The 24,267-nt window shown below is 29.8% G+C and carries 24 protein-coding genes and 1 pseudogene; 21 read left to right on the top strand and 4 right to left on the bottom strand.

All coding sequences use genetic code 11. From position 1 onward, the window contains the following. The first annotated feature begins 34 nt into the window (after positions 1-34). From trpS to CJ192_RS04175, 16 genes and pseudogenes are all read left to right on the top strand, one after another. Positions 35-1,132, top strand: a complete 1,098-nt coding sequence (gene trpS / locus CJ192_RS04240; RefSeq protein WP_102197890.1) for a tryptophan--tRNA ligase — start codon at positions 35-37, stop codon at positions 1,130-1,132. 135 nt (positions 1,133-1,267) lie between these two features. Beyond that, positions 1,268-2,518 carry a dicarboxylate/amino acid:cation symporter gene (locus CJ192_RS04235; RefSeq protein ID WP_102197889.1) on the top strand — a complete coding sequence of 417 codons (1,251 nt, stop codon included), beginning with the start codon at positions 1,268-1,270 and terminating at the stop codon, positions 2,516-2,518. Positions 2,519-2,583: 65 nt separating this feature from the next. Then, positions 2,584-3,099 (top strand): helix-turn-helix domain-containing protein, encoded by a 516-nt coding sequence (locus tag CJ192_RS04230; RefSeq protein ID WP_102197888.1) that lies wholly within the window; start codon positions 2,584-2,586, stop codon positions 3,097-3,099. 248 nt (positions 3,100-3,347) lie between these two features. Then, positions 3,348-3,539, top strand: a pseudogene (locus CJ192_RS09585) (IS3-like element IS1296 family transposase); the annotation flags it as partial. Further along, the gene (locus tag CJ192_RS04225; protein WP_102197887.1) at positions 3,536-3,865 is read left to right on the top strand and encodes an IS3 family transposase; all 330 of its coding nucleotides are present in this window, start codon (positions 3,536-3,538) and stop codon (positions 3,863-3,865) included. The pseudogene CJ192_RS09585 and the gene CJ192_RS04225, both read left to right, overlap by 4 nt. Positions 3,866-4,089: 224 nt before the next feature. Next, positions 4,090-6,180, top strand: coding sequence for a BglG family transcription antiterminator (locus tag CJ192_RS04220; RefSeq protein ID WP_102197886.1), 2,091 nt, complete (start codon positions 4,090-4,092; stop codon positions 6,178-6,180). Between the two features lie 55 nt (positions 6,181-6,235). After that, a complete protein-coding gene (locus tag CJ192_RS04215) occupies positions 6,236-6,703 on the top strand; it encodes a PTS sugar transporter subunit IIA (protein WP_102197885.1) in 468 nt (155 codons plus the stop codon). A 3-nt stretch (positions 6,704-6,706) separates the two neighbouring features. Further along, positions 6,707-6,988 (top strand): PTS sugar transporter subunit IIB, encoded by a 282-nt coding sequence (locus tag CJ192_RS04210; RefSeq protein WP_102197884.1) that lies wholly within the window; start codon positions 6,707-6,709, stop codon positions 6,986-6,988. A gap of 12 nt (positions 6,989-7,000) precedes the next feature. After that, positions 7,001-8,353, top strand: coding sequence for a PTS galactitol transporter subunit IIC (locus CJ192_RS04205; RefSeq protein WP_102197883.1), 1,353 nt, complete (start codon positions 7,001-7,003; stop codon positions 8,351-8,353). A 9-nt stretch (positions 8,354-8,362) separates the two neighbouring features. After that, positions 8,363-9,025, top strand: a complete 663-nt coding sequence (locus CJ192_RS04200) for a class II aldolase/adducin family protein (protein ID WP_102197882.1) — start codon at positions 8,363-8,365, stop codon at positions 9,023-9,025. Between the two features lie 5 nt (positions 9,026-9,030). Then, complete coding sequence (locus tag CJ192_RS04195; RefSeq protein ID WP_219721368.1) at positions 9,031-10,044, top strand: dihydroxyacetone kinase subunit DhaK; 1,014 nt, start codon at positions 9,031-9,033, stop codon at positions 10,042-10,044. A gap of 6 nt (positions 10,045-10,050) precedes the next feature. Next, entirely contained in the window at positions 10,051-10,668 is a 618-nt protein-coding gene (locus tag CJ192_RS04190) for a dihydroxyacetone kinase subunit L (RefSeq protein WP_102197881.1), read from the top strand. Between the two features lie 14 nt (positions 10,669-10,682). Next, positions 10,683-11,498 (top strand): Cof-type HAD-IIB family hydrolase, encoded by an 816-nt coding sequence (locus CJ192_RS04185; protein WP_102197880.1) that lies wholly within the window; start codon positions 10,683-10,685, stop codon positions 11,496-11,498. Positions 11,499-11,656: 158 nt separating this feature from the next. Next, the gene (locus CJ192_RS09460) at positions 11,657-11,803 is read left to right on the top strand and encodes a transposase (RefSeq protein WP_244897280.1); all 147 of its coding nucleotides are present in this window, start codon (positions 11,657-11,659) and stop codon (positions 11,801-11,803) included. Beyond that, positions 11,776-12,018, top strand: coding sequence for a helix-turn-helix domain-containing protein (locus tag CJ192_RS09555; protein ID WP_342352380.1), 243 nt, complete (start codon positions 11,776-11,778; stop codon positions 12,016-12,018). Before CJ192_RS09460 ends, CJ192_RS09555 begins: the two co-directional genes overlap by 28 nt. A 258-nt stretch (positions 12,019-12,276) precedes the next feature. Continuing rightward, entirely contained in the window at positions 12,277-12,963 is a 687-nt protein-coding gene (locus tag CJ192_RS04175; protein WP_102197879.1) for an IS3 family transposase, read from the top strand. Positions 12,964-13,099: 136 nt separating this feature from the next. Here the strand turns inward: CJ192_RS04175 and CJ192_RS04170 are convergent, their stop codons facing one another. Further along, positions 13,100-14,224 carry a HAMP domain-containing sensor histidine kinase gene (locus CJ192_RS04170; RefSeq protein ID WP_102197878.1) on the bottom strand — a complete coding sequence of 375 codons (1,125 nt, stop codon included), beginning with the start codon at positions 14,222-14,224 and terminating at the stop codon, positions 13,100-13,102. Then, positions 14,221-14,895 (bottom strand): response regulator transcription factor, encoded by a 675-nt coding sequence (locus tag CJ192_RS04165; RefSeq protein WP_102197877.1) that lies wholly within the window; start codon positions 14,893-14,895, stop codon positions 14,221-14,223. The genes CJ192_RS04170 and CJ192_RS04165 overlap by 4 nt, the downstream gene beginning before the upstream one ends. Positions 14,896-14,999: 104 nt before the next feature. On the opposite strand from CJ192_RS04165, the gene CJ192_RS09525 reads away from it, so the two are divergent. Genes CJ192_RS09525 through CJ192_RS04155 form a run of 3 tightly spaced genes read left to right on the top strand, consistent with a single transcriptional unit; the run spans position 15,000 to position 16,981 of the window. Further along, positions 15,000-15,155, top strand: a complete 156-nt coding sequence (locus CJ192_RS09525) for a CD1871A family CXXC motif-containing protein (RefSeq protein ID WP_276772359.1) — start codon at positions 15,000-15,002, stop codon at positions 15,153-15,155. Beyond that, complete coding sequence (locus CJ192_RS04160; RefSeq protein WP_102197876.1) at positions 15,142-16,038, top strand: 4Fe-4S binding protein; 897 nt, start codon at positions 15,142-15,144, stop codon at positions 16,036-16,038. The genes CJ192_RS09525 and CJ192_RS04160 overlap by 14 nt, the downstream gene beginning before the upstream one ends. After that, entirely contained in the window at positions 16,028-16,981 is a 954-nt protein-coding gene (locus CJ192_RS04155) for a TlpA family protein disulfide reductase (protein WP_102197875.1), read from the top strand. Before CJ192_RS04160 ends, CJ192_RS04155 begins: the two co-directional genes overlap by 11 nt. A gap of 58 nt (positions 16,982-17,039) precedes the next feature. On the opposite strand, the gene ppdK is transcribed toward CJ192_RS04155, so the two are convergent. Together ppdK and CJ192_RS04145 are read right to left on the bottom strand one after the other, a co-directional pair. Then, the gene (gene ppdK, locus CJ192_RS04150; RefSeq protein WP_102197874.1) at positions 17,040-19,670 is read right to left on the bottom strand and encodes a pyruvate, phosphate dikinase; all 2,631 of its coding nucleotides are present in this window, start codon (positions 19,668-19,670) and stop codon (positions 17,040-17,042) included. Beyond that, positions 19,663-20,484, bottom strand: coding sequence for a pyruvate, water dikinase regulatory protein (locus tag CJ192_RS04145; protein WP_004815046.1), 822 nt, complete (start codon positions 20,482-20,484; stop codon positions 19,663-19,665). Before CJ192_RS04145 ends, ppdK begins: the two co-directional genes overlap by 8 nt. 427 nt (positions 20,485-20,911) lie before the next feature. Here CJ192_RS04145 and CJ192_RS04140 point away from each other — a divergent pair, with 427 nt between their 5' ends. Beyond that, on the top strand, positions 20,912-23,539 hold the full coding sequence (locus CJ192_RS04140) for a valine--tRNA ligase (protein ID WP_102197873.1): 2,628 nt from the start codon (positions 20,912-20,914) through the stop codon (positions 23,537-23,539). Further along, a complete protein-coding gene (locus CJ192_RS04135) occupies positions 23,539-24,267 on the top strand; it encodes a class I SAM-dependent DNA methyltransferase (protein ID WP_102197872.1) in 729 nt (242 codons plus the stop codon). The genes CJ192_RS04140 and CJ192_RS04135 overlap by 1 nt, the downstream gene beginning before the upstream one ends.

Raw genomic sequence — 24,267 nt, 5'->3', positions numbered from 1 at the left:
TTCTATTAATATTATAAAATATAAAGGAGAAAAAATGAAAGATATAATATTATCCGGAGATAGACCAACAGGAAAACTTCATTTGGGTCATTATGTTGGATCTTTGAAAAATAGGGTTAAAATTCAAAATGAGGGAAATTATGACAAAATGTATATAATGATTGCCGATGCCCAAGCCCTCACAGATAATTTTGATAATCCAAAAAATATTAGAGAAAATATTACAGAAGTTATGCTTGATTACTTATCAATTGGACTTGACCCAAATAAGGTAACATTTTTTGTTCAATCATATGTAAAAGAGCTTACAGAATTAACTTTTTATTTACTTAATTTAGTTACCTTATCAAGACTTGAAAGAAATCCTACTGTAAAAACTGAAATAAAATCTAAAAATTTTGAAACAAGTCTTCCAACTGGATTTTTAATTTATCCTATCAGTCAAACATCAGATATTATTTTATTTGATTCAAATATAGTTCCAGTAGGAGAAGACCAGGAGCCAATGCTTGAACAAGCAAGGGAATTGGTTAGGTCATTTAACCATACTTATAAGGAAATTTTTAGGGAGCCTAAGGCTATTATTCCAGAAAATAAAGTTTGTAGGAGACTGCCAGGAATTGATGGATCTAGTAAAATGAGTAAGTCCTTAGACAATTGTATTTACTTGTCAGATTCCAAAAAAGAAGTGAAAAGAAAAGTAATGTCTATGTTTACAGATCCAGATCATATAAAGGTATCTGATCCTGGAAAAGTTGAAGGCAATACTGTCTTTACTTATCTTGATGCTTTTTGTGAAGATTATCATTTTGAAAAATATTTGCCAGAATATAAAAATTTAGATCAATTGAAAGATCACTATAGAAAAGGTGGTCTTGGTGATGTAAAAATCAAAAAATTCTTAAATAAAGTTTTGGAAGATTTTCTAGAACCAATTAGAGAAAGAAGAGCATATTACGCTAAAGATATTTCTAAACTATTTGAAATTATGGAAAATGGTTCAAAAGAAGCAAGTGCCTATGGTCAAAATAAATTAAAACAAGTAAAAGAAGCTATGGGGATAAATTATTTTGATGATAAAAATTTAACTTCTGAACTTCAAAAAAAATATGATCAAGAATATAATAATTAAATTAAAAATTGTTAAAAAAGTGCGATTTTATTTGCACTTTTTTATTTTTTGTCTTATAATGAAAAGGTAGTCATGAAAAAAGCTATATAAATTTTACATAATAGTATAGTTGAAAAAAGGAGTATTTAAATAAACATGAGTAAATCTGAAAAGAAAAAATTAGGTTTAATACCTAAATTGTTGATAGCGATTGCCTTGGGTACTCTAGCAGGTTTATATTTACCAGAATGGTTTGTAAGAATTGCAGTTACATTCTCATCTATTTTTGGTGCATTTTTAAACTTTGTTATACCACTTATGATTATCGCTTTTGTTACTAAAGGAATAGCTGATCTTGGAGAGGGAGCTGGAAGGTTACTTGCAGTAACAGTTATTATAGCATACACTTCAACAATAGTTGGTGGATCCTTATCTTATTTGATGAGTTCAAATATTTTCCCAGCTTTTATAAGCCAAGACCAAGTTTCTAAAATTCAAGCTTCAAGTAAGATTGAAGTTAATCCATTTTTTGAAGTGCCTATCACACCATTTTTTGATGTTACATCAGCAATTATTTTTGCCTTTATGATGGGAATTTCAATTTCTTGGTTAAGAAAACACGGCAAAGGAGAATTTTCTTATGGTCTTATTGGAGAATTTAATGAAATAATTACTAAAGTTTTATCAACAGCAATTGTTCCATTATTGCCATTTTTCATTTTTGGTAATTTCTCAAAAATGGCCTTTACAGGATCTGTTTTTGCAGTTTTATCAATATTCTGGAAAATTTTCTTATGTGTAATTGCCCTTCACTTATTATATATATCTGCTTTATTTATAATAAATGGTGTTTATACAAAGAAAAATCCTCTTGTTTTAATCAAAAACCAAATAAAAGGATACTTAACAGCTGTTGGAACCCAATCATCTGTTGCAACAATTCCTGTAAACTTAGAATGTGCTAAGCAAAACAGTGTTAGTAAGGGAATAAGAGACTTTGTTATTCCTCTTGGAGCTACTGTTCACATGCCAGGTTCTATGATTACAATCACTGCTTGTACATTTACTATTTTAACCATGTATGGAATGGATCATTCTTACTTATTAATGTTAAGATATATGGCAATTTTGGGAATAGCTATGGTTGCAGCACCAGGAGCGCCAGGTGGAGCTGTAATGAGTGCCCTACCATTTTTACCAGTTGTAGGAATTCCTTCAGAAGGGGAACTTGCATCATTATTGATCACACTTTATCTAACACAAGATTCATTTGGAACTGCAGCAAATATATCAGGAGATACAGCAATCTCAGTTGGTATAGATAAGATATTTAATAAACATATAGTTAAAAATAATGACTACAAAGACGGTTTTGATGATGAAATTATAAATGCTAAAGAAATTTAATAAATAAACTAGGCCCTGTGTGACCTGAACCCCAAAATCCGGAATACGGATGGAGGGGTTTTTCTATGCCAAAATACACAAAAGAATTTAAAATTAAACTAGTAATGGAATATTTATCAGGGGAATCTAGTGGTGGCAGGATGATGGTTGCTAAAAAATATGATATACCCGAAGGTACATTACAAAAATGGATAATCAAATATCAATCAGGTGGATTTGATAACCTATCAAAAAAGCAAAATCAAGACAAATTCACTAGTGAATTTAAGCTATCTGTAATACAATATAGGCAAATCAATAATATCTCATTCAGACAAACCGCAGAGCACTTTAATATAAGCAATGGATCAATAATATGTAATTGGGAGAGAGCATATAGACAGCGTGGTTTATATGGGTTAGAAGATAAAAGAGGAAGGCCTAAAAAAGATATGACCAAATCAAATAAAAAGTCTAAACTTAATAATCCAATAAACGAAACTGAAAGAGAAGAATTAATAAGGTTAAGAGAAGAAAATAGACTTATAAAAATGAAGATAATATACGAAAAAAAGCTACAAGCCTTGATTATGGAAGAGTAATCAGAAGCAAGGAAAAGACAAAGATAATCCTCAACCATAAAAAAGTCTTAAGAATAATGAGAGAAGAATCCTTGTTAGGCTCTAAATTTAAAACTAGATCAAGAAAATACTCATCATACAAGGGACAAATAGGTAAAGTAGCCGATAATATTGTAAAAAGACAGTTTACAGCTACTAAACCAAATCAATTATGGCTAACATATATAACATAATTTAGAATTAAAGGTGAGTAAAAGAAACTATACCTATCACCAGTATTACATGTTTACAACAGCGAAATAATTAGCTATACGTTAAGTAATCACCCAACAATAAACTTAACCAATACTATGCTAGATAAAGCTTTAAGCAAAACAAGAGACACAAGCGAACTAATAATACATTCAGACCAAGGATTCCACTACCAACACAGTTGTTGGACAAATAAGTTGAAAATTTGAACATAACCCAAAGTATGTCAAGAAAAGGCAATTGTCTAGACAATTCTCCAATGGAGAACTTCTTTGGGATATTAAAACAAGAAATGTTTTATGAAGAAGAGTTTAAAAGTTATGACCATTTGATAAGTAGGATTGAAAAATATATCAAATGCTACAATGAGGATAGGATTAAAACAAAATTAAAGGGGATGTCCCTGTTATGTACAGATTACATTCCGCTTAAAATATTATTAAATTATTCCGTGTTTACGGGTTCAGGTCAGATACAGTCTGCGGATTTTTTTATTTTAAAAATTTTAAATATAGATATGGAAAAGAGGAAATAAACATATATCGGATAAAGAGAGTAAAGGAAACTTTGCTCTTTTTTATATTAGACTTTATTCGATAAATATAATTTTATATGTATAATTATCAAACAATATTTTTATATTATTCCCTAAATACTATGTATATTTTCAAAATTATGTATGTAGGGCAATTTATTCTACATGATTAGAAATTTGTAAATTCTATTAATTGTTAGGATGGTACATTTCTCTTCATAGCTATGAAAACATTTGAACTTGTTGTAAATCTATTTATATTGTACTATTTAACTGAAAGGAGGGTTAGTATAAACAAGAGAAGATATGAAATTTTATGTATTTTATTAAATGAGAATGATTTTGTACCAATAGATTATTTGAAGAAAAATTTCAAAGTGAGTCTTAGAACTATAAATGACGATGTAAAGATAATAAATAATCATCTGCTTAAGTATTCTGGTATTAGTATTGATGTTAGAGATAGTGAAATAATATTAGAAGATAAAAAAATGATTAAAAGTTTTTTATCTGGCTTAAACTTTTATGATTACACTCTTAACAAAGCTGAAAGGTTAAACGTGGAGACCTTAATTTTGCTTATATCAAAAGAGTATGCTACAAAAAAAGAATTGGCTGATATTATGTTTACATCTAGATCGACTGTAACTTCCGACATTGATGACTTAGCAATTTTTATAAAACAAAAAAATATATCGCTTGTTACAAAACCGGGAAAAGGATTGTATATCGATGGGTCACATAAGCATAAAAGAGAGGCTCTAATAGAGCTTGTTAGTGATAATTATTACCTTATAAATATGTTCATAAATTCTGTAAACAACTTATATGAAAATATAGCTTTTAGAATTGAGGAAAATAAAAAAACTATATTTAACATTATTGGAGAATCTGAATATAGGAATAGTGTTATATTCTCTGAAAAGTCTTTTGATATCTTATCAAACTATTTATTGATGTTGTCGTTAAGTTCTACTTACGATTATGAAATTACTGAAGAATCTGACTTTATATCAGATAATTTAGATAAAGATATAGCATATAGCTTGTATAAACAGCTCATTGAACATTTTGAATATAATTACTATATAGACGAATGTATATATCTTTCTAAACTAATATTAAACCTCCAGTTCAGAATAGTAGGAGCTAATGATAATGATTCAATAAGTATAAATTTTATAACTAGAGAATTAATTGACTCATTATCACGAGAATTATCTATTCCTTTATTCTTAGACTATAAGTTATTTGAGAGTCTTTCATTACACATAGAAAGAATGAAACAGTATAAAATAGAAGATATCGTTAATTATCCAGAACTTAGACTTATAGCAAATGAAAAGAAAGACCTATTTGAAAAAGTTAAAAAACACTCTGAAGTACTATCTAGTTACTTTGATAGAGATATATATGACATAGAAATATCATATATTGTTATATACGTCTATGCATCATTAGAAAGAATGATTGATAGAGCATGCAGGAGATTGAAATCAATTGTTGTATGTAATTCAGGCATAGGAACTAGTCAATTATTAAATCATAAATTGGAAGAATTGTTTAAGTTTAAGATAGTAGGATGCACAACAAGCCATCAATTGAGAAATATGGACTTAGATGATATTGATATCATAATTACTACGGTTGATTTATATAATATTAATAAAGAGTATATAAAAGTATCTCCATTAATAAATGAATATGATTATAAAAAAATATCTGATTATGTGTATGAAAAATCTAGCTCTATAATCAAGGGTTATGACCTTGATTTTATTGAAAACAAATCAAAAAAACAAAATTATAAAGATCAGGATATATTTTTAGAAAAAATGAATTCAGAGGAAGGTAATAGTTTGGAATACTTCCTTATTGAGGATAATATCGTGCTAGATATTGAAGCATCTGATTGGAAAGATTCAATAAAAACAGCTTCAGAAGTTTTATTAAATAAAAAAAATATTAGCCAAGAGTATGTAAGTGAAATGATTGAAAATATAGAACAATTTGGACCTTATGTTGTAATTAGTGAAAATTTTGCTTTACCACATGGGAAAATTTCTTCAAAAGTTAATAAGACCAGTATGGCCTTAGCTAGATTAAGGAATCCTGTTAATTTTGGATCTCCAGTTTTTGATCCTATTAAGTTTGTTTGTATATTAGCGGTTGATGAAAACAAAGATCATTTAAAAGCTTTATTTGAATTAATTAATTTATTAAAAATAGATGAATTTAAAAGAGCTTTAGAATTGGCCAGAACAAAGGAAGAAGTCAGAAATCAAATAATAAAATATAATAGAATTTTTAATTAGTTAAAAATGCTTTTAAGTAAACAATGTAATAGATGAAAACAGAAAGGAGGTAGTTATGGAAAGTCAAATTGAAGTAAGAGAAGATCTAATATTTATCGATTTAGACTGCGATAGCAGAGAAGAGTTGATTAAATATATATCTGATCAAATGATGAATGTTGGTAAAGTAAAAGATACTTATTGTAATGCTGTACTTGAAAGAGAATTGATATATCCAACTGGTTTGAATACAGGAGATATTAAAGTTGCAATTCCTCATACAGATCCAGTCCATGTCAATTCAGCAGGAATTTCAGTAGCAACACTAAAAAACAGAGTGGAATTTAAAAATATGGAAGATCCCAATCAAAATATTGATGTAGATCTAGTATTTATGTTAGCGGTAGCAAACCCTGAAGCTCAGGTACCTTTGCTTGTTAAATTGATGGGCGTATTTAGTGACAAAGAACTATTAAAAAAAATAAAAGATTCAAAAACAAAACATGAAATAAAACAAATTTTAGAAGAATTAATAAAGGAGTAATAAATGAAAAAAATTGTAGTAGCATGTGGTTCAGGTGTAGCAACAAGTCAAACTGTTGCATCTAAAATTAACAATATGTTAGAGGATGATGGAATCAGAGCAACTGTAGAAGCTGTAGATATAAAGTCACTTGAGAACATTATAGATACAGTAGACGTTTACGTATCAATAATGCCAGGTGGTAAAAATTATGAAAATGTACCAAAGATTAATGGGATAGCATTCTTGACAGGTATGGGTATGGATGAAGAATATGAAAAATTAAAAGGATATATAAATAGTTAGGGGTCATAAAAAATGTTAGGTCAAATAATTAATTACATTTTAAATTTAGGGGCAGCCATATTTTTACCAATAATTATGATTATTATTGGATTGATATTCAAGATGCCTGCTAAAAGAGCTATAATTTCTGGTATTACTCTTGGTGTAGCATTCACAGGAATGAGCTTGGTATTAGACTTTATGTTTGGGACAATAAGTCCAGTAGCGCAAGCTCTAGTAGAAAGAACAGGTCTTCAACTAAATGCTGTAGACGTCGGTTGGACTCCAATGAGTGCGATTGCTTGGGCGTGGCCATATGCTTTATTAATGTTTCCTATTCAAATAGTTGTAAATTTATTGCTCATAGGTTTTAAATGGACAGATACACTAAACGTAGATATGTGGAATGTTTGGGGAAAAATATTTACAGCTACCATGGTAAACGCAATATCTGGGAGCTTAATATTTGGTTTCGTCGCAGCCATTATACAAATAGTATTTGAATTAAAAATGGCTGATGCAAACCACGAAAGAATTCAAAAATTAACAGGCATACCTGGAGTAACTTGCACTCACTACATGACATTTCAGTGCACTTTAATGGCGCCTATAAGCAAACTATTAGATAAAGTTCCAGGCTTAGGAGGTAAGTCACTAGATTCAAATAGACTTAAAGATAGAATAGGTATATTTGGAGAGAATAGTGTAATGGGTCTTCTAGTTGGTATATTATTAGCTGTAATAGCTGGATATAGTGTTTCAGATACATTGAATGTAGGTATTAAAGTTTCAGCATCTCTAGTGCTATTCCCAATGGTTGCGAAATTGTTTATGCAGGCACTTCAACCAATATCAGATTATGCAAGTAATTACATGAAAAACAAATACAAAGATAGAGAAATTCAAATTGGTTTAGACTGGCCATTTATGGCAGGAAGATCTGAAATTTGGGTGGTATCAATTATACTTGTACCACTTGAAATAGCTTTGGCATTTTTATTTGCTAAGCTTGGATGGTCTTCAGTTTTACCACTAGCAGGAATTGTAAATGTTATTGTAGTAGTACCGGCTTTAATAGTTACAAATGGCGATATAATCAAAATGATAATACTATCAATTCTTTTCACACCAACATATCTATTGGTTTCAAGTAGATTTGCTGAAGCTGTAACAGCATTAGCAAGGCAGGTAGGAACTATAGATATACCTGCAGGTCAATTTATAACTTACTTTGGGGTTGAGGCTCCAATATTTAGATGGGCAATTTCAGAAGCTTTTGCTTTCAATTTAGTTGGAATTGTTTCGTTTGTAGCGTTTGTCGGATTGTTTATAGTATACGTAAAAAAAGCTATGAGTAAAAAACAGCTTGAAGAAGAAAATAACTAGGAGAATATTATGTTAGAAGAATTAAAAAATAACGTTATAAGAATATCAAAAGATGCACAATTAAAAGGACTATGTCAACCAGGATCTGGAAACTTTAGTGAAAAAGATAGAGAAACAGGATATGTAGTCGTAACACCTGCAACAGTAGATAGGATGAAACTAACAACTGATGATATTGTAGTTGTTGATTTAGATGGAAATATAATAGAAGCTAAAAATGATAGAAGACCTTCAAGTGAAACAATGATGCATCTTCAAATTTATAAAACAAGAGATGATATAAACGGTGTAGCCCATACACATTCTAAATATGCGACTAGCTTCGCTGTTCTTGGTAAAGAAATTCCAGCAATAGTCTATGAGTTAGCTGCTATGGGACTTAAAGAAGCAAGAATTCCAGTAGCTCCATTTGCAACTCCAGGGACACCAGAATTAGCCAAAACAGTCATAGAATCATGCAAAATTTCAAATGCATTTTTGATGGAAAAACACGGAGCTGTTGGTATAGGTGAAGATTTGGAAAAAGCATATCTAAACATGCAATATTTAGAGGATATCGCTCATATCTATTTTAATGTACTAATGATAAATAATGGAAAAGAACCAGATTCATTTAAACAAGAAGACTTTGACATTTGGAAATATCCAGAAAAATTAGATTTGGAGGGCTAAAACTAATGAAAATGAAAAAAATAATTAATAAACCAGAAGACTATACAAAAGAGTTTATGGATGGTATTGTTAAAGCCCACTCTGATAAATATGCTTTATTAAATGACGACTTCAGAATGCTTATCCGCAAGGATAATCCTAAAAAAGACAAGGTAGGTATAGTAACAGCTGGCGGAAGTGGACACCTTCCGTTATTCCTAGGATATGTTGGTGAAAAAATGCTTGACGGATGTGCAGTAGGTAATGTTTTTGCATCTCCAGCTGCCTCTAAAATGGAAGATTTAATTAGAGAATGTGATTTTGGTAAAGGCGTTTTGTGTTTATATGGTAACTATGGCGGAGATAATATGAACTTTAATATGGCGACCGAAATGACAGATTTTGATGACATCGAGACCGTTAAAATTGCTGTTAAGGATGATATTGCCAGTGCACCTTATGAAAAAAGAGATACAAGAAGAGGTGTAGCCGGAATAGTATATGCTTATAAAATAGCAGGAGCTGCGGCTGATAAAGGTTATGATTTAGAAAAAGTAGCATCAATAACAAATAAAGCCTTAGAAAATATAAGAACTATGGGTGTAGCATTGAGTGCTTGTGTTGTCCCAGAAGCAGGAAAAGCAACATTTTCTATTAATGAAGATGAAATCGAGATAGGAATGGGAATCCATGGTGAAGCTGGAATTGATGTAAAAAAAATGATGACAGCTGATGAGGTAGCAGATTTATTACTAGAAAAACTTTTAACAGAAGTAGAACTTGAAAAAAATGATGAGATTTCTATCATGATTAATGGACTGGGATCAACACCACTAGATGAGATGTATATTGTATACAATAGATTATATGATTCATTAAAAGAGAAAAATATAAATATAATCCAACCACACATAGGTAACTTTGCAACTTCAATGGAAATGGCTGGTCTTTCAATAACATTGTTTAAACTAGATGAGGAGTTAAAAGAATTATTATTAGAAGTTTCAAATACTCCATTCTATACAAATTATAATAGGTAGGTTAATATGAATACTAAAGATATTCTTAAAATAAATGAGATAATTGAACAACTGATGATTGAAAATAAGGAATATTTGATAGAATTAGATCAATTGTTCGGAGATGGAGATCTTGGTATCTCAATGTGTCAAGGATTTAGAGGACTTCTTGAAAATTTTAATCGTGATGAAAGCGATATTGGAAAAGTTTTTATAAAAATGGGGAGAGATTTTAATGAAAGTGCTCCTTCGTCACTAGGTACTATTTTATCCTTTGGGATGATTGGAATGGCTAAGGCTACCAAAGGAAAAGAAAATTTATCAAGCGAAGAACTTTATGATGCCATTAAAGCAGGAGTTGATAATATAGTAAGTAAAACGGGATCTAAAGAAGGCGAAAAAACTATACTAGATTCTTTAATTTCGGCTGTAGAAAATACAGAGGGTGTAAAATCTGAAGGTATTGAAAAACTAGCTGCTGCTATGGCCAAAGAGGCTGATAAGGGTGCTGAAGAAACTAAAAACATGATAAGCAAACATGGAAGAGCATCCTACCATGGTGAAAAAACTCTAGGACACATGGATGGTGGGGCTTATGTAGGTAAACTTCTATTCGAAGCTCTAGATAAATATTACAATAAGTAAGATATAAAGATAAGATGAAAAACATTGAATTGATAGCTTTTGATTTGGATGGGACCTTATTAAACGAAAATAGAGAATTATCAGAATATAATATAAGAACTATAAAAAAGTTAATAAAAAAAGGTATAAAAATAGTTATAGCTACAGGTAGACCTTATGCTGGATTCAGTAGATTTTTAGCACAGTTAGGTACATTGGGTAAAGATAACTATTCAATAACAAATACTGGCTCTATTATAAGAGAAAATATCGATGAAGGGAATATTAAACTCAATGCTATGGATTTAAATGACTATTTATTCATAAAAAATCTAACAGCTAACCATAATAATCTCCAAGTAGCATTTTATACTGATGAGTATTTATACATTGATGAGCCTTGCCCTAACGAAGCATTTATTCATGACAAGAACATCTTGAGGATGGATAGCAAAAATGTTGGTTCCTACAAAAATGAACCTATATGTAGAATAAATGTAATGGGGCCAGAAGATTTACTAGATAATTTTCAAAAAGAGAATTTAAATACTCTCGAGAAGAAATATTCCACAATGAGGAATGAAATATTTAGTTATGAGATATTAAATAGAAACTCAAGTAAAGGAAAAGGCTTAGAATTTCTAAGCAGATATTTAAATATTGACAGAAATCAAATAATGGCATTTGGAGATAACGTCAATGACTTAGAAATGATAGAATACGCTGGTGTTTCTGTTGCTATGGGAAATGGAAAAGACGTCCTTAAATCCAAGGCTGGCTATATAGCTAAAGCTAATTCAGAAGACGGTGTAGCAAGGTTTTTAATAGATTACTTTGAATTAATGAATTAGGCTCCCTGCTTATCTTTATACAAGTTAAAATATTTCAAAAGTAAAGGTAACAAACAGCCTATTATGTATTTGAAAAGATAGAGGAAGATTAAAAACTTAAAAGCTCTGGGAAATGACCTGAACCCCAAAATCCGGAATACGGATGGAGGGGTTTTTGTATGCCAAAATACACAAAAGAATTTAAAATAAAATTAGTGCTAGAATACTTATTAGGTAAATCAGGTGGTCAAGAAAGAGTAGCTAAAAAATATGATATTCCACATTCAACCTTTAGGAACTGGATATATATAATTCTGGAAGTTTAGAGAGCTTATCTAATAAGTTAAAAAACGATAAATTCACTAGTGAATTTAAACAATCTGTAATACAATATAGGCAAATCAATAATGCTACGCTTAGAGATCCTGCAGAGCACTTCAACCTTGTAAATGAATCTATGGTATACATATGGGATAAAGCATATCAAGAACATAGTCTATCTGGGCTGGAAGATAAAAGAGGAAGGCCTAAAAAAGACTGACCAAATCAAATAAAAAGTCTAAACTTAATAATCCAATAAACGAAACTGAAAGAGAAGAATTAATAAGGTTAAGAGAAGAAAATAGACTTCTCAAAATGAAGATAGTATACGAAAAAAAGCTACAAGCCTTGCTGATGGAAGAGGAATCAGAAGCAAGGAAAAGACAAAGATAATCCTCAAGTTACAAAAAGAATACCATAAAAGCAAAGTAAATGAATAGTTAGCTATAGCTAAATTACCAAAATCATCATACTATGAATGGAAGATAAAAACAAAGAAGTTAAAAATGAAATTAAAACCATAATAGAAGAATCAAAAGGTAGATATGGTTATAGAAGAGTGACCATGATATTAAAAAATAAAGGATTTAATATCAATCATAAAAAAGTCTTAAGAATAATGAGAGAAGAATCCTTGCTATGCTCTAAATTTAAAACTAGATCAAGAAAATATTCATCATACAAGGGACAAATAGGTAAATTAGCAGATAATATTGTAAAAAGACAGTTTTCAGAAACTAAACCAAATACAATATGGTTAACAGATGTAACAGAATTTAGAATTAAAGGTAAAGAAGAAAAACTATACCTATCACCAATATTAGACCTATACAACAGCGAAATAATAAGTTATACCATAAGCAATCACCCAACATTAGAATTAACAAATACAATGTTAGAAAAAGCATTAGGAGAAAATAAAGACATTATAAATTTAACTATACACTCAGACCAAGTATTTCATTACCAACATAGTACTTGGACTAAAAAACTAGAAAAAATGAATAGTAGGCAAAGTATGTCAAGAAAAGGCAATTGTCTAGACAATTCTCCAATGGAGAACTTCTTTGGAATATTAAAACAAGAAATGTATTATGGAGAATATTTTAATAGTTATGATCATTTGAGAAATGAGATCGAAAAATATATCAAATGGTACAATTAGGATAGGATTAAAACAAAATTAAACGGAATGTCCCCTGTTATGTACAGATTACATTCCGCTTAAAATATTATTAAATTGTTCCGTGTTTACGGGTTCAGGTCAGTGCCTAGTTTTTTTGTCTTTAAATTAAATAAATTTATAAATTTGAAATTGGCAAGCTTACTTTTATTAAGCAGCCTTTTTCTTTATTTAAAACTTGTATCTCTCCTCCGTGGATTTTTATTGTTTCTTTTACAAGGGATAGGCCAAGGCCTGATCCTTTTTCTTCGTTTCCTTCTATCCTATAAAATGCTTTGAATATATTTTCTTTTTCTTTGAAGTCTATCCCAATTCCATTATCTTCAACAAAAATTTCTGCAAAATCACCTTTTATTTTTGAATATATTTTTATATAGCCACATTCTTTATTGTATTTTATAGCATTTTCAATTAGATTATAAAAGGCCCTATAAATTAAAATATCGCTTCCTTCTATATAAATTTCCTTGCAATTATTTTCTATCTTTATGTCTTTTTTATCGGAAATAAAGGATAAATCTTGAATTGCTTCTTCAATTAAAGATGAAAGCTCAATTTTTTCGTTTCTAGAAACTGACCTTAATTCGCTTAAATTCAAAAGACTTGTTACAAGCTTTGATAGCCTATCTGATTCGTTTTTTATCATTGTCATAAGGTCATTTACTTCTTTTTCCTCCATATTTTTTTCTTCAAATAAATCTATTTGAGAATTAATTATAGTAAGGGGAGTCCTAAGTTCATGGGCGGCTCTAGCTGTAAATTCTCTTTCACTTTTATATGATTCGTTTAACCTTTCAAGCATTTGATTAAATGATGTAGTTAGTTTTTGAAATTCTTTTATTGGATTTTCTTTAACTTCGTAGTCTGTAATATTTTTAAGCTTGATTTGCTCAATTTGTCTGGAAAATTTATCCAAGGGTTCCAAAAATTTCCCGCTTAAAAAATATGAGATAATTCCTCCAAAAATAGTAACTAGACTTGTAATAAGCCAGGCTTTTTTTGAAAAATTGTCTTTGGAACTTGTCACTTGGTCTGAAAAAGTATTTTGAAAATCATCAATTTTATCCTTATCAATATTTATATATAAATCTTTTTTATTTTCTATATTATCAACATAACCACCTAGAGAATCTATATAAAAATAGGCGGTTTTGTTCATAAAAAAATTCATGGTTAAACTTGTAATAGCAATCAAAATACTTGTTAAAATGGCAATTCTAAACCTTAATGAAATTTTTTTCATTTTATTTTCCTCAAAAGATATCCAATGCCAATTCTATTTTCAATTGGATCATAACCAAGCTCACTTTTTAATTTTTTTCTAAGGGCTGAAATGTGAACTCTTATGGAATTACTCAACAAATCAACGCTAGAATCCCAAACATGGTCAATCAATTCTTCTTGACTTACAGGACGACCTTGGTTTAAAAGCAAGTATTCTAAAATTCCAGATTCTTTTCTTGTTAATTTTAATTCTTTTTCATCAACAAAGGTAGTTCTTTTTTTGCTATCAAATTTAATCTTGTCAAAAGTAAGATTTGTTTGATTTTGTATAAAATTTCTTCTGGTTAACGACCTAACTCTTGCCTTTAATTCGTCCAAATGAAAGGGTTTTTGCAAAAAATCATTGGCACCAGCATCAAGGCCTTCAACCTTATCTTTTATTTGACTTCTGGCTGAAAGAATTAAAACTTTGGTTTCCTCATCTTCTTTTCTCAAATTTTTTAAAATTTCCATCCCATCCATATGGGGAAGGTTCAAATCCAAAATTATCAAATCATAAGATTCAATTTCAATCATTTCCATAGCATCAATCCCATCAAAAGCAGACTCGACTTCATATCCTGCTTTTTTTAAGGATTTATTTATGGTATCATTTAATATTTTTTCATCTTCTACAATTAAAATTTTCATTTTTTCTCCTTTATATGTATTATATCAAATCAAAATAAAATAGATGTTAAGAAAATCTTAACAGAAAATTTATACCTAATCTGTTATCATAATTTTGTAAAGGGGTGATTGGTATAGAAATTAGAAAAAAGAAAAATTTACAAATAGGATTTTTGCTTTTGGGAGTCTGTTTTATAATCCTTGGTGCTTTTAGGGGGGAAGTTGATACAGTCTTTTCAAAGGCAATAAACTTATGTTTGGAGTGTGTTGGAATTGGGTAAAATAAAATCTATTATTTTAGCAAAGTATAGAACTGTAATTCAAATTATTGCAACCCTTCTTACAAACATCCACCTTCCAAATTTTTTGAAAGGAGTAATCTACAGAGGAAATTTTAAAAAGATTTGCGTACCAGGTCTAAACTGTTATTCATGTCCTGCAGCTGCTGGATCTTGTCCGATAGGGGCCTACCAAGCTGTAGTTGGCTCATCAAAATTTAAATTTTCATATTATATATCTGGATTTTTAATATTTGTTGGGGTAATGCTAGGAAGAGTAGTCTGTGGTTTTTTATGTCCTTTTGGTTTTTTCCAAGAAATATTACATAAAATTCCAACGAAAAAATTCTCCACAGAAAAACTAAAAATTTTAACCTATCTAAAATACATAATCCTTCTCGTAGCTGTTATAATTTTACCAGTTTTTCTTACAAATAATCTTGGCATGGGAAATCCATACTTTTGTAAGTATATTTGTCCTGCTGGAGTTTTGGAAGGGGCCATACCACTTTCTCTTGTAGATTCATCAATAAGGGCAAGTTTGGGATCCTTATTCAATTTGAAATTAACAATATTAATAATAAGTATAGTACTTTCTATAATATTTTTCAGACCATTTTGCAAGTGGATATGTCCTTTGGGTGCATTTTATGCCTTATTTAATAAAATATCCCTATTTAAAATAATATTTGATAATAGTAAGTGTATTTCTTGCAAAAAATGCAAAAAAGCTTGTAAAATGGACGTAGATGTTAGAAAAGATCAAAACCACACTGAATGTATAAGGTGTGGAATGTGTATCAAGGCTTGTCCAACTTGTGCACTAAAATATGAATTTGGACTAGATAAGACAAAAGAAATTAAAGGAGAAAAAAATGAAAAATAAAAAATTACAAATATCAGCTCTAGTATTGGCCTTGGCATTTACCTTCGTAGGATGTGGAAAAAAGGAAAATTCAGAAAATTCTACAAGCAATAAGACAAGTGTAGAAAGTAAGGTAAATGATAAGGAAAATGCAAAAGACAATTTATCATCTGATAAAAGTTCAACAGATTCAAATGATCAATCAGTAGATGATTTAATGCAAAAACAAAATGATATCTTACAAAAACATGACAAACAATGGCAAGTTGCATTTTCAAAAGCTGATAAGAGCAAAATTGCAGGAGAACCAGATGTCTCTTATGATGCTTATCTCCTAGATTTAGTAGAAAAATCAAAAGACGAACTTTCAAAAGAAGATTATGACCTATTAAGAAAGGATGTAGAAGAAATTGGAAAAATTGAAAAAATAATAAATAAGAAAAAGGGGATAGATGAGCAATTTAATAAGGGTAAGAAAAAACAATCAGCTTCAACCAAAGAATTAAAATTATTCCCAGAATTTAAATCAAAAGACTTTGATGGAAATGAAGTAACAAAGGAAATTTTCAAAGACAAAAAATTAACCCTAGTAAATTTCTGGTTTAATGGATGTGCTCCATGCGTTGGAGAAATTCCTCATTTACAAAAATTAAATGATGAAATAGAAAAAATGGGTGGACAAGTAATAGGAATAAATACAGAAGCAAAAGTTGGCGATGAAGAAATAATAAAAGAAGCTAAAAAAATCTTAAAAAAACAAGGGGCAACTTATAAAAATATAAGCCTTGATCCAGACAGTGAGCTTGGAAAATATGCTGAACAAATAATGTCATATCCTACATCAGTTCTTGTAGATAGCGATGGAAATATTGTCGGCGATCCAATAGTTGGAGCAATAGACAAAAAAGATACTTATAACAAAGTAAAGACAATGATAGAAAAAATAATAAAAGATGAAATATAAAAATATCCTTCTTGAAATGAAAAATACCAGAGCGTAAACTCTGGTATTTTTGTAGTTATTATTTATTTCTTGGATGTTCGATAGCTTCTTGGGCTGCAGCAAGTTTTGCTATTGGAACTCTATATGGTGAACATGAAACATAGTCAAGTCCTACATTATATAAATATTTTACAGTTGTAGGTTCACCACCGTGTTCTCCACAAATTCCCAAATGAAGATTTGGATTTGATTTTTTACCACGTTCTACAGCAGTTTCTACTAAGAAGCCTACACCTTTTTGATCTAAAACTTGGAAAGGATCTTTTGCAAAAATATCCTTATCTAAATAAAGTCCTAAGAATTTACCGGCATCATCTCTTGAAAGACCGAAGGTCATTTGTGTTAAGTCGTTTGTTCCAAAAGAGAAGAAGTCAGTAATTTCACCGATTTCATCAGCAGTAATTGCAGCTCTAGGAATTTCAATCATTGTTCCTAATAAATAGTCAATTTTCTTTCCTTTTTCTTCAAAAACTTTTTCAATTTCTTCTCTTACTTTAGATTTAACATAAGCAAGTTCCTTTACATCAGATGATAATGGAATCATAATTTCAGGAACAACCTTTATTCCATCTTCGTGACAATGCATAGCAGCTTGAATTATTGCACGAGCTTGCATTTTTGAAATTTCTGGATATCTAACACCAAGTCTAAGACCTCTAAATCCAAGCATTGGGTTTACTTCTTCAAGGTCTAAAATTCTTTTCTTAACTTCAGAAATTTCCATATTTAAATCTTCAGCCAAGGTTCTAATTTCTTCTTGTCCTCTTGGTAAAAATTCGTGAAGAGGTGGGTCTAGAAGTCTAACTGTAACAGGTCTTTCTCCCATTAGAGAATAAATTTGATAGAAGTCATCTTCTTGCATTGGTAGAATTTTATCTAGAGCTTCTTTTCTAGTTTCAGAGTTGTGAGCTAGAATCATTTTTCTAACTTGGAAAATTCTATCAGCCTTAAAGAACATGTGTTCAGTCCTACATAAACCAATTCCTTCAGCACCAAATTCTAAGGCTTGTTTTGCATCATGAGGAGTATCGGCATTAGTTCTAACTTTCATATCACGATACTTATCAACCCAGCCCATAAATTCACCGAAGTCTCCTTCAAGTTTTGGATTTTCAGTTTCAAGGGATCCTATATAAATATTTCCTGTAGAACCATCTATAGAAATTGTATCTTTATCAGTATATTTTTTGCCATCAATTCTTACAAATCTTTCGATTTCATCAACATAAATATCATGAGCACCAGATACACAACATTTACCCATTCCTCTAGCAACTACAGCAGCGTGACTTGTCATACCACCCCTTGCAGTAAGAATACCAGAAGCTGAAACCATTCCTTCAAGATCTTCTGGAGAAGTTTCTTCACGAACAAGAATTACATTAATTCCTTTAGCAGCTCTATCCTTAGCTTCTTTTGCAGTAAAGGCAATATAACCTACAGCTGCACCTGGACTTGCTGCAAGTCCCTTAGCTACAGGTTGATTTTCTTTTTTAGATTTTTCAGAAAGAGTAGGGTGGAGGATTCCATCAAGGTCTTTTGCATCAACTCTTAAAATTGCTTCTTTTTCATCAAGTAAACCTTCATGAACTAAATCTACAGCAACTTTTACAGCTGCTTGAGCAGTTCTTTTACCATTTCTTGTTTGTAGTAAGAACAATTTACCTTCTTGGATAGTAAATTCCATATCTTGCATATCTTTATAATGTTGTTCAAGTTTTTCTGAAGTATCATGGAATTGTTTATAAACATCAGGCATTGAATCTTTTAAAGTAGCAATTTCTTTTGGTGTCCTAACTCCTGCAACAACATCTTCACCTTGAGCATTCATTAAGTATTCACCAAATAATTTATTTTCACCAGTAGCAGGGTTTCTAGAAAAAGCTACACCTGTACCAGAATTATCTCCCATATTTCCAAAAACCATTGATTGAACATTTACTGCAGTTCCCATAGAATCATCTATGTCATTTAATCTTCTATATAAAATTGCACGTTCATTATTCCAAGATGCAAATACAGCAGTAATAGCCTTATCTAATTGGTCTCTTGGATCTTGTGGGAAATCTTCTCCTTGGATTTCCTTATAAACTTTTTTGTAGCTTTCAACAACATCTTTTAAATCGTTTGCATCAAGGGCAGTATCTTCTTCTACATTTTTTTCTGCCTTTTTAGCACTAAGAACCTTTTCAAAGTTGTTTTTATTAATTCCCATTGCAACATCAGCAAACATTTGAATAAATCTTCTGTAAGAATCGTAAGCAAATCTTTCGTTGTTTGTTTTTTTGCTAAGTCCTATTACTGCATCATCATTTAAACCAAGGTTTAAAATTGTATCCATCATTCCTGGCATAGAAATTGGTGCACCACTTCTTACAGAAACAAGTAAAGGATCTTCAGTTGATCCAAAGGTTTTCTTATTGTGTTCTTCTAAATCTTTAATATGACTTGTGATTTCATCATTTAAATCATTCCATAATTTTTTATCTTCTTCATAAAATCTTGCACAAGCCTCAGTTGTAACTGTAAAGCCATATGGAACATTAATTCCCATATTTGTCATTTCTGCTAAGTTTGCGCCTTTACCACCAAGCAAAGAGCGCATTTCCTTGTCTCCTTCATTGAAATTATAAACATATTTTTCAGTCATTTTTTTCCCCTTTCCTACTATTAATATGATTGATAATAATATCAGACGTTTCTTCTATAGATCTGTTTGTAACATCAATTATCACACATCCTAAATCATCCATAATCTCTTTTGCATGGTCAAGTTCTTTTTGAATAATATTAAGGTTTGAATATTGACTTTTCCCAGACAAATTCAAACTTTTTAGTCTTTCATCTCTAAAAGATTTTAAAATATTTTTATCGATAGTAAGGCCTATAATTTTATCGCTATCAATTTCAAAAAGTTCATCTGGTAGGCTTGCATTTAAAAGTAAAGGAATATTACATACCTTATAGCCCCTGCTGGCCATGTAAATTGATAAGGGTGTTTTTGAAGAACGAGATACACCAATTAAAGCTATATCACAAACCTTGAGTGACCTAAAATCTTTGCCGTCGTCATATTTTATGGCAAAATCTAGGGCATTTAATGTTTTAAAATGGTCAGTTTCATATAGGGATTCACTAGAAAAAGTATTTTTTGGTTCTAAGCCAACTTTTTCAGCAATAGTCCTAATTGAATAACCAGTAATGTCAACATAGCTAATATTATTTAGCTCACAAAATTTATTGATATAAACATTCATCCTTGAATCTTGGAAGGAGTGATAGATCATAAAATTATCGCCAGTTTCAATTATAAAATTTAATATATCTTTTAATGCATCTAAATTTCTTACATCTGGATATATATTTGTAATTGTCTCAACATCAAACTGACTTAGGGATACTTTTACAATTTGTTCTGTTGCAAATCCACTAGTATCAGAAATAATGTTTACACTAAGCTTCATTCCATCACCTCGTTTTATATAAGATTCTACTTATATTATAGCACCTTTTAATAAAAATCCAAGACTCGAAAACATTTTTCACTCATTTAAACTAATAATTATTAATTTACAATTTGAAATTTCAAACTTTAACCTAATTGACAAAAATATTATTTAAAATATAATAAATAAAAGAAATGAATATAAAACTTTGACAAAAAGGAGTAGTAGGGGAGATTTATTAGAGAGAAGATGGTTGGTGAAAATCTTTAAATTAATCCTATGAAGGTTGTTTTGAAATAGTTTAATGTAGCATGCATATATGCAAATAAGAGCCTTTTTTAATAAAAAGGAAGATAGGTGGTAACGCGATAATCTCGTCCTTGAGAATTGTATTACTTTTTTTATTATTTATTTTTAATTTTTATTTTGAAATTAAGGAGAAATTATGCAAACAAAATATGAACCACAAAAATTTGAAAAAGAAATTTATAAAAAATGGGAAGAAGGTGGTTATTTTAAAGCTAGAGTAAATAAGGATAAAAAACCATTTACTATAGTTATGCCACCACCAAATATTACTGGAAAATTACACCTTGGCCATGCCTTAAATAATACAATTCAAGATATTATTATAAGATATAAGAGAATGCAAGGTTATGAAGCTTGTTGGATTCCAGGAACTGATCATGCATCAATTTCTACAGAGGCAAAAGTTGTAGGGAAAATAAAAAGTGAAGGAAAATCTAAAGATGAACTAGGTCGAGATAAATTTTTGGAAGAATGTTGGGATTGGACAAAAGAATATGGTGGAACAATTAAAAAACAATTAAGGACTGTTGGAGTTTCTTGCGATTGGGATCGTGATTCCTTTACAATGGATAAAAATCTTACAAAAGCTGTAAGAAAAGTTTTCAAAAAAATGTATGATGAGGGATTAATATATAGAGGAAATAGGATTGTAAATTGGGATCCTGAAGCAAAAACTGCCCTTTCAGATGCAGAAGTTTACCACAAAGACCAAGAAGGTCATTTATGGTATATAAAATATTTCTTTGAAGATAGTGATGAATATATAACTATTGCTACAACAAGACCAGAAACCATGCTTGGAGATTTGGCAGTAGCTGTAAATCCAGAAGACGTAAGATTTAAAGATAAAATTGGGAAGAATTTAATTTTACCACTTGTTGGACGTAAAATTCCTTTGATAGAAGATTCTTATGTTGATATGGAATTTGGTACAGGCTGTGTAAAAATTACTCCTTCTCATGATCCTAATGATTTTGAAGTTGGAAAAAGACATGATCTTGGCCAATGTGTAGTTATTGATGAATCTGCTAATATAAAGGAAGGATATGGAAAATATTCTGGACTTGATAGGTATGAAGCTCGTAAATTAATGATTGAAGATTTACAAAAAGAAAATCTTTTGGTAAAAACTGAAACAATTGAACATGCAGTTGGATACAGTGAAAGAACAAATGTTGTAATTGAACCATTAATTTCAAAACAATGGTTTGTTAAAATGGAAGATTTGGCAAAAGATGCAATCGAAGTTTATAAAAATGGAGATTTAAATTTAATTCCAGATTCTTTAGGAAAAACCTACATGAATTGGCTAGAAAATATTAGAGATTGGTGTATTTCTAGACAATTATGGTGGGGACATAGACTTCCAGTTTTCTACACAGAAGATGGAGAGATTATTGTTTCAGAAGATGATCCAGATGAAAATGGATATTTAAATGGGAAAAAAGTTACTCAAGAAGAAGATACACTAGATACTTGGTTTTCATCAGCTCTTTGGCCTTTTGCAACTTTGGGTTGGCCAGAAGAAACTGAAGATTATAAATATTTTTTCCCAACAGATATTCTTGTAACAGGTTATGATATCATATTTTTCTGGGTTATAAGAATGGTATTTTCTTCTCTTTATAATACAAATAAAACACCATTTGACCATGTACTTTTCACAGGTCTAATTAGAGATCCTCAAGGAAGAAAAATGAGTAAATCTCTAGGAAACGGAGTTGATCCAATTGATGTTGTAAATAAATATGGAGCAGATGCCCTAAGATTTACAATAATTACTGGAAATTCACCAGGAAATGATATGCGCTATGATGAAAAAAGAATAGTAGCAAGCAGAAATTTTGCCAACAAATTATGGAATGCAACAAGATTTGTATTGATGAATATTGATGAAAATGATGATATCGAATTTAAAGATTTAGATTTAAGTCTTGAAGATAAGTGGATTTTAAAAAGATTAAATAATGTAGTTGAGGAGGTTTCTAAAAATTTAGATAAATATGAAATTGGTCTTGCTGCAAGTAGAATTGAAGATTTTATTTGGGAAGAATTTTGTGATTGGTATATAGAATTTGCAAAGGAAAGATTAAATTCTGATGATAATAATAAAAAATCTACAGTTAAAAAAGTTCTACTTTATGTATTAAAGGATATGATTTCACTTCTTCATCCATTTATGCCATTTATTACTGAAGAAATTTATAAGCAATTGCCAAATAAAAAAGATATGCTTATAGTTGAATCTTGGCCACAAGTTATGGAAGATTTTAATTTTGATGATGAGGCAAGAGTTGTTGATGGAGCAATTGAGGCTATAAAAGCCATTAGAAATCAAAGACAAACTTTAAATCTTGGATCAAAAACAAGACAAAATTTAATAATCTATTCATCAGATGAAAATACTAGAAAATTCCTAGAAATTTTAAAGGGTCAATTTGTAAATCTTTCAAAATCTGGAGAAATTTCAATTATAAGTGAAGATAAAGAAGTTGAAGATGCAGTATCTTTGATTTTTAATGATTTTAAAATTTATATTCCTTTAGAAAATCTAATTGATTACGATAAGGAAAGAAAAAGATTAAAAGATGAAATCAAAAAATTAGAATCAGAAATAAAAAGAGCAGAGGGCAAACTCAACAATCAAGGTTTTGTTTCAAAAGCACCAAAAGCTGTTGTAAATGAAGAACGTGAAAAATTAGAAAAATATAAAGACTTACTTGTAAAAACACAAGAATCTTTTAAGGAAATAGAAGATAAGTAATGTATAAAGATTTTGCTTATATTTATGATAAATTATCCTTTGACCTTGATTATGAAAAATATGCAAATAATATCAAGAATTTAGTCGAAAAGAATAATATAAAAAGAGAAAATATGTTGGAGTTAGCATGTGGAACAGGCATGCTAACCAATCATTTTTTCGATTTTTTTGAAAAAATTGATGCTTTGGACTTATCACAGTCTATGCTTGAAGTTTTTTCAAAAAAATTTCAAGAAGAAAAAGTATCTTTGTATAATTATAATATGGTAGATTTTGAAAATGAAAATTCCTATGATTTAATTGTAATCTTACTTGATTCTATAAATTATATTTTAGATGCAGATGATTTAAAAAAATTAATAGAAAATTCTTTTAAAAATTTAAAAAAGGGTGGACTTTTAATTTTTGATATAAATTCAGAATATAAAATGGAAGAAGTGTTTGGTTCAAAATCTTATGTTTATGAATATGAGGATATTTTTTATACTTGGGATAATATTAAAGATGATGATATTATTGATATGGAGTTAAACTTTTTTGTTGAAAATGAGGATGGGTCATACCAAAGAATTATTGAAAATCAAGTTGAAAGATATTATTCTGTAGATTTTATGAAAAATATTTTAAAAGAAAATAATTTTTCTGATATTGAAATTTTTGATGAAGATACAATGCAAGATATCAAAGATGATACTTTGAGGATTTTATTTAAGGCTAAAAAGGAGTGA

This window comes from Anaerococcus hydrogenalis (assembly GCF_002871895.1).
GTDB classification, from domain to species: domain Bacteria; phylum Bacillota; class Clostridia; order Tissierellales; family Peptoniphilaceae; genus Anaerococcus; species Anaerococcus hydrogenalis.
Note: the sequence above shows the minus strand (reverse complement) of the source record. Positions and strands in the feature narration are given on the sequence as shown.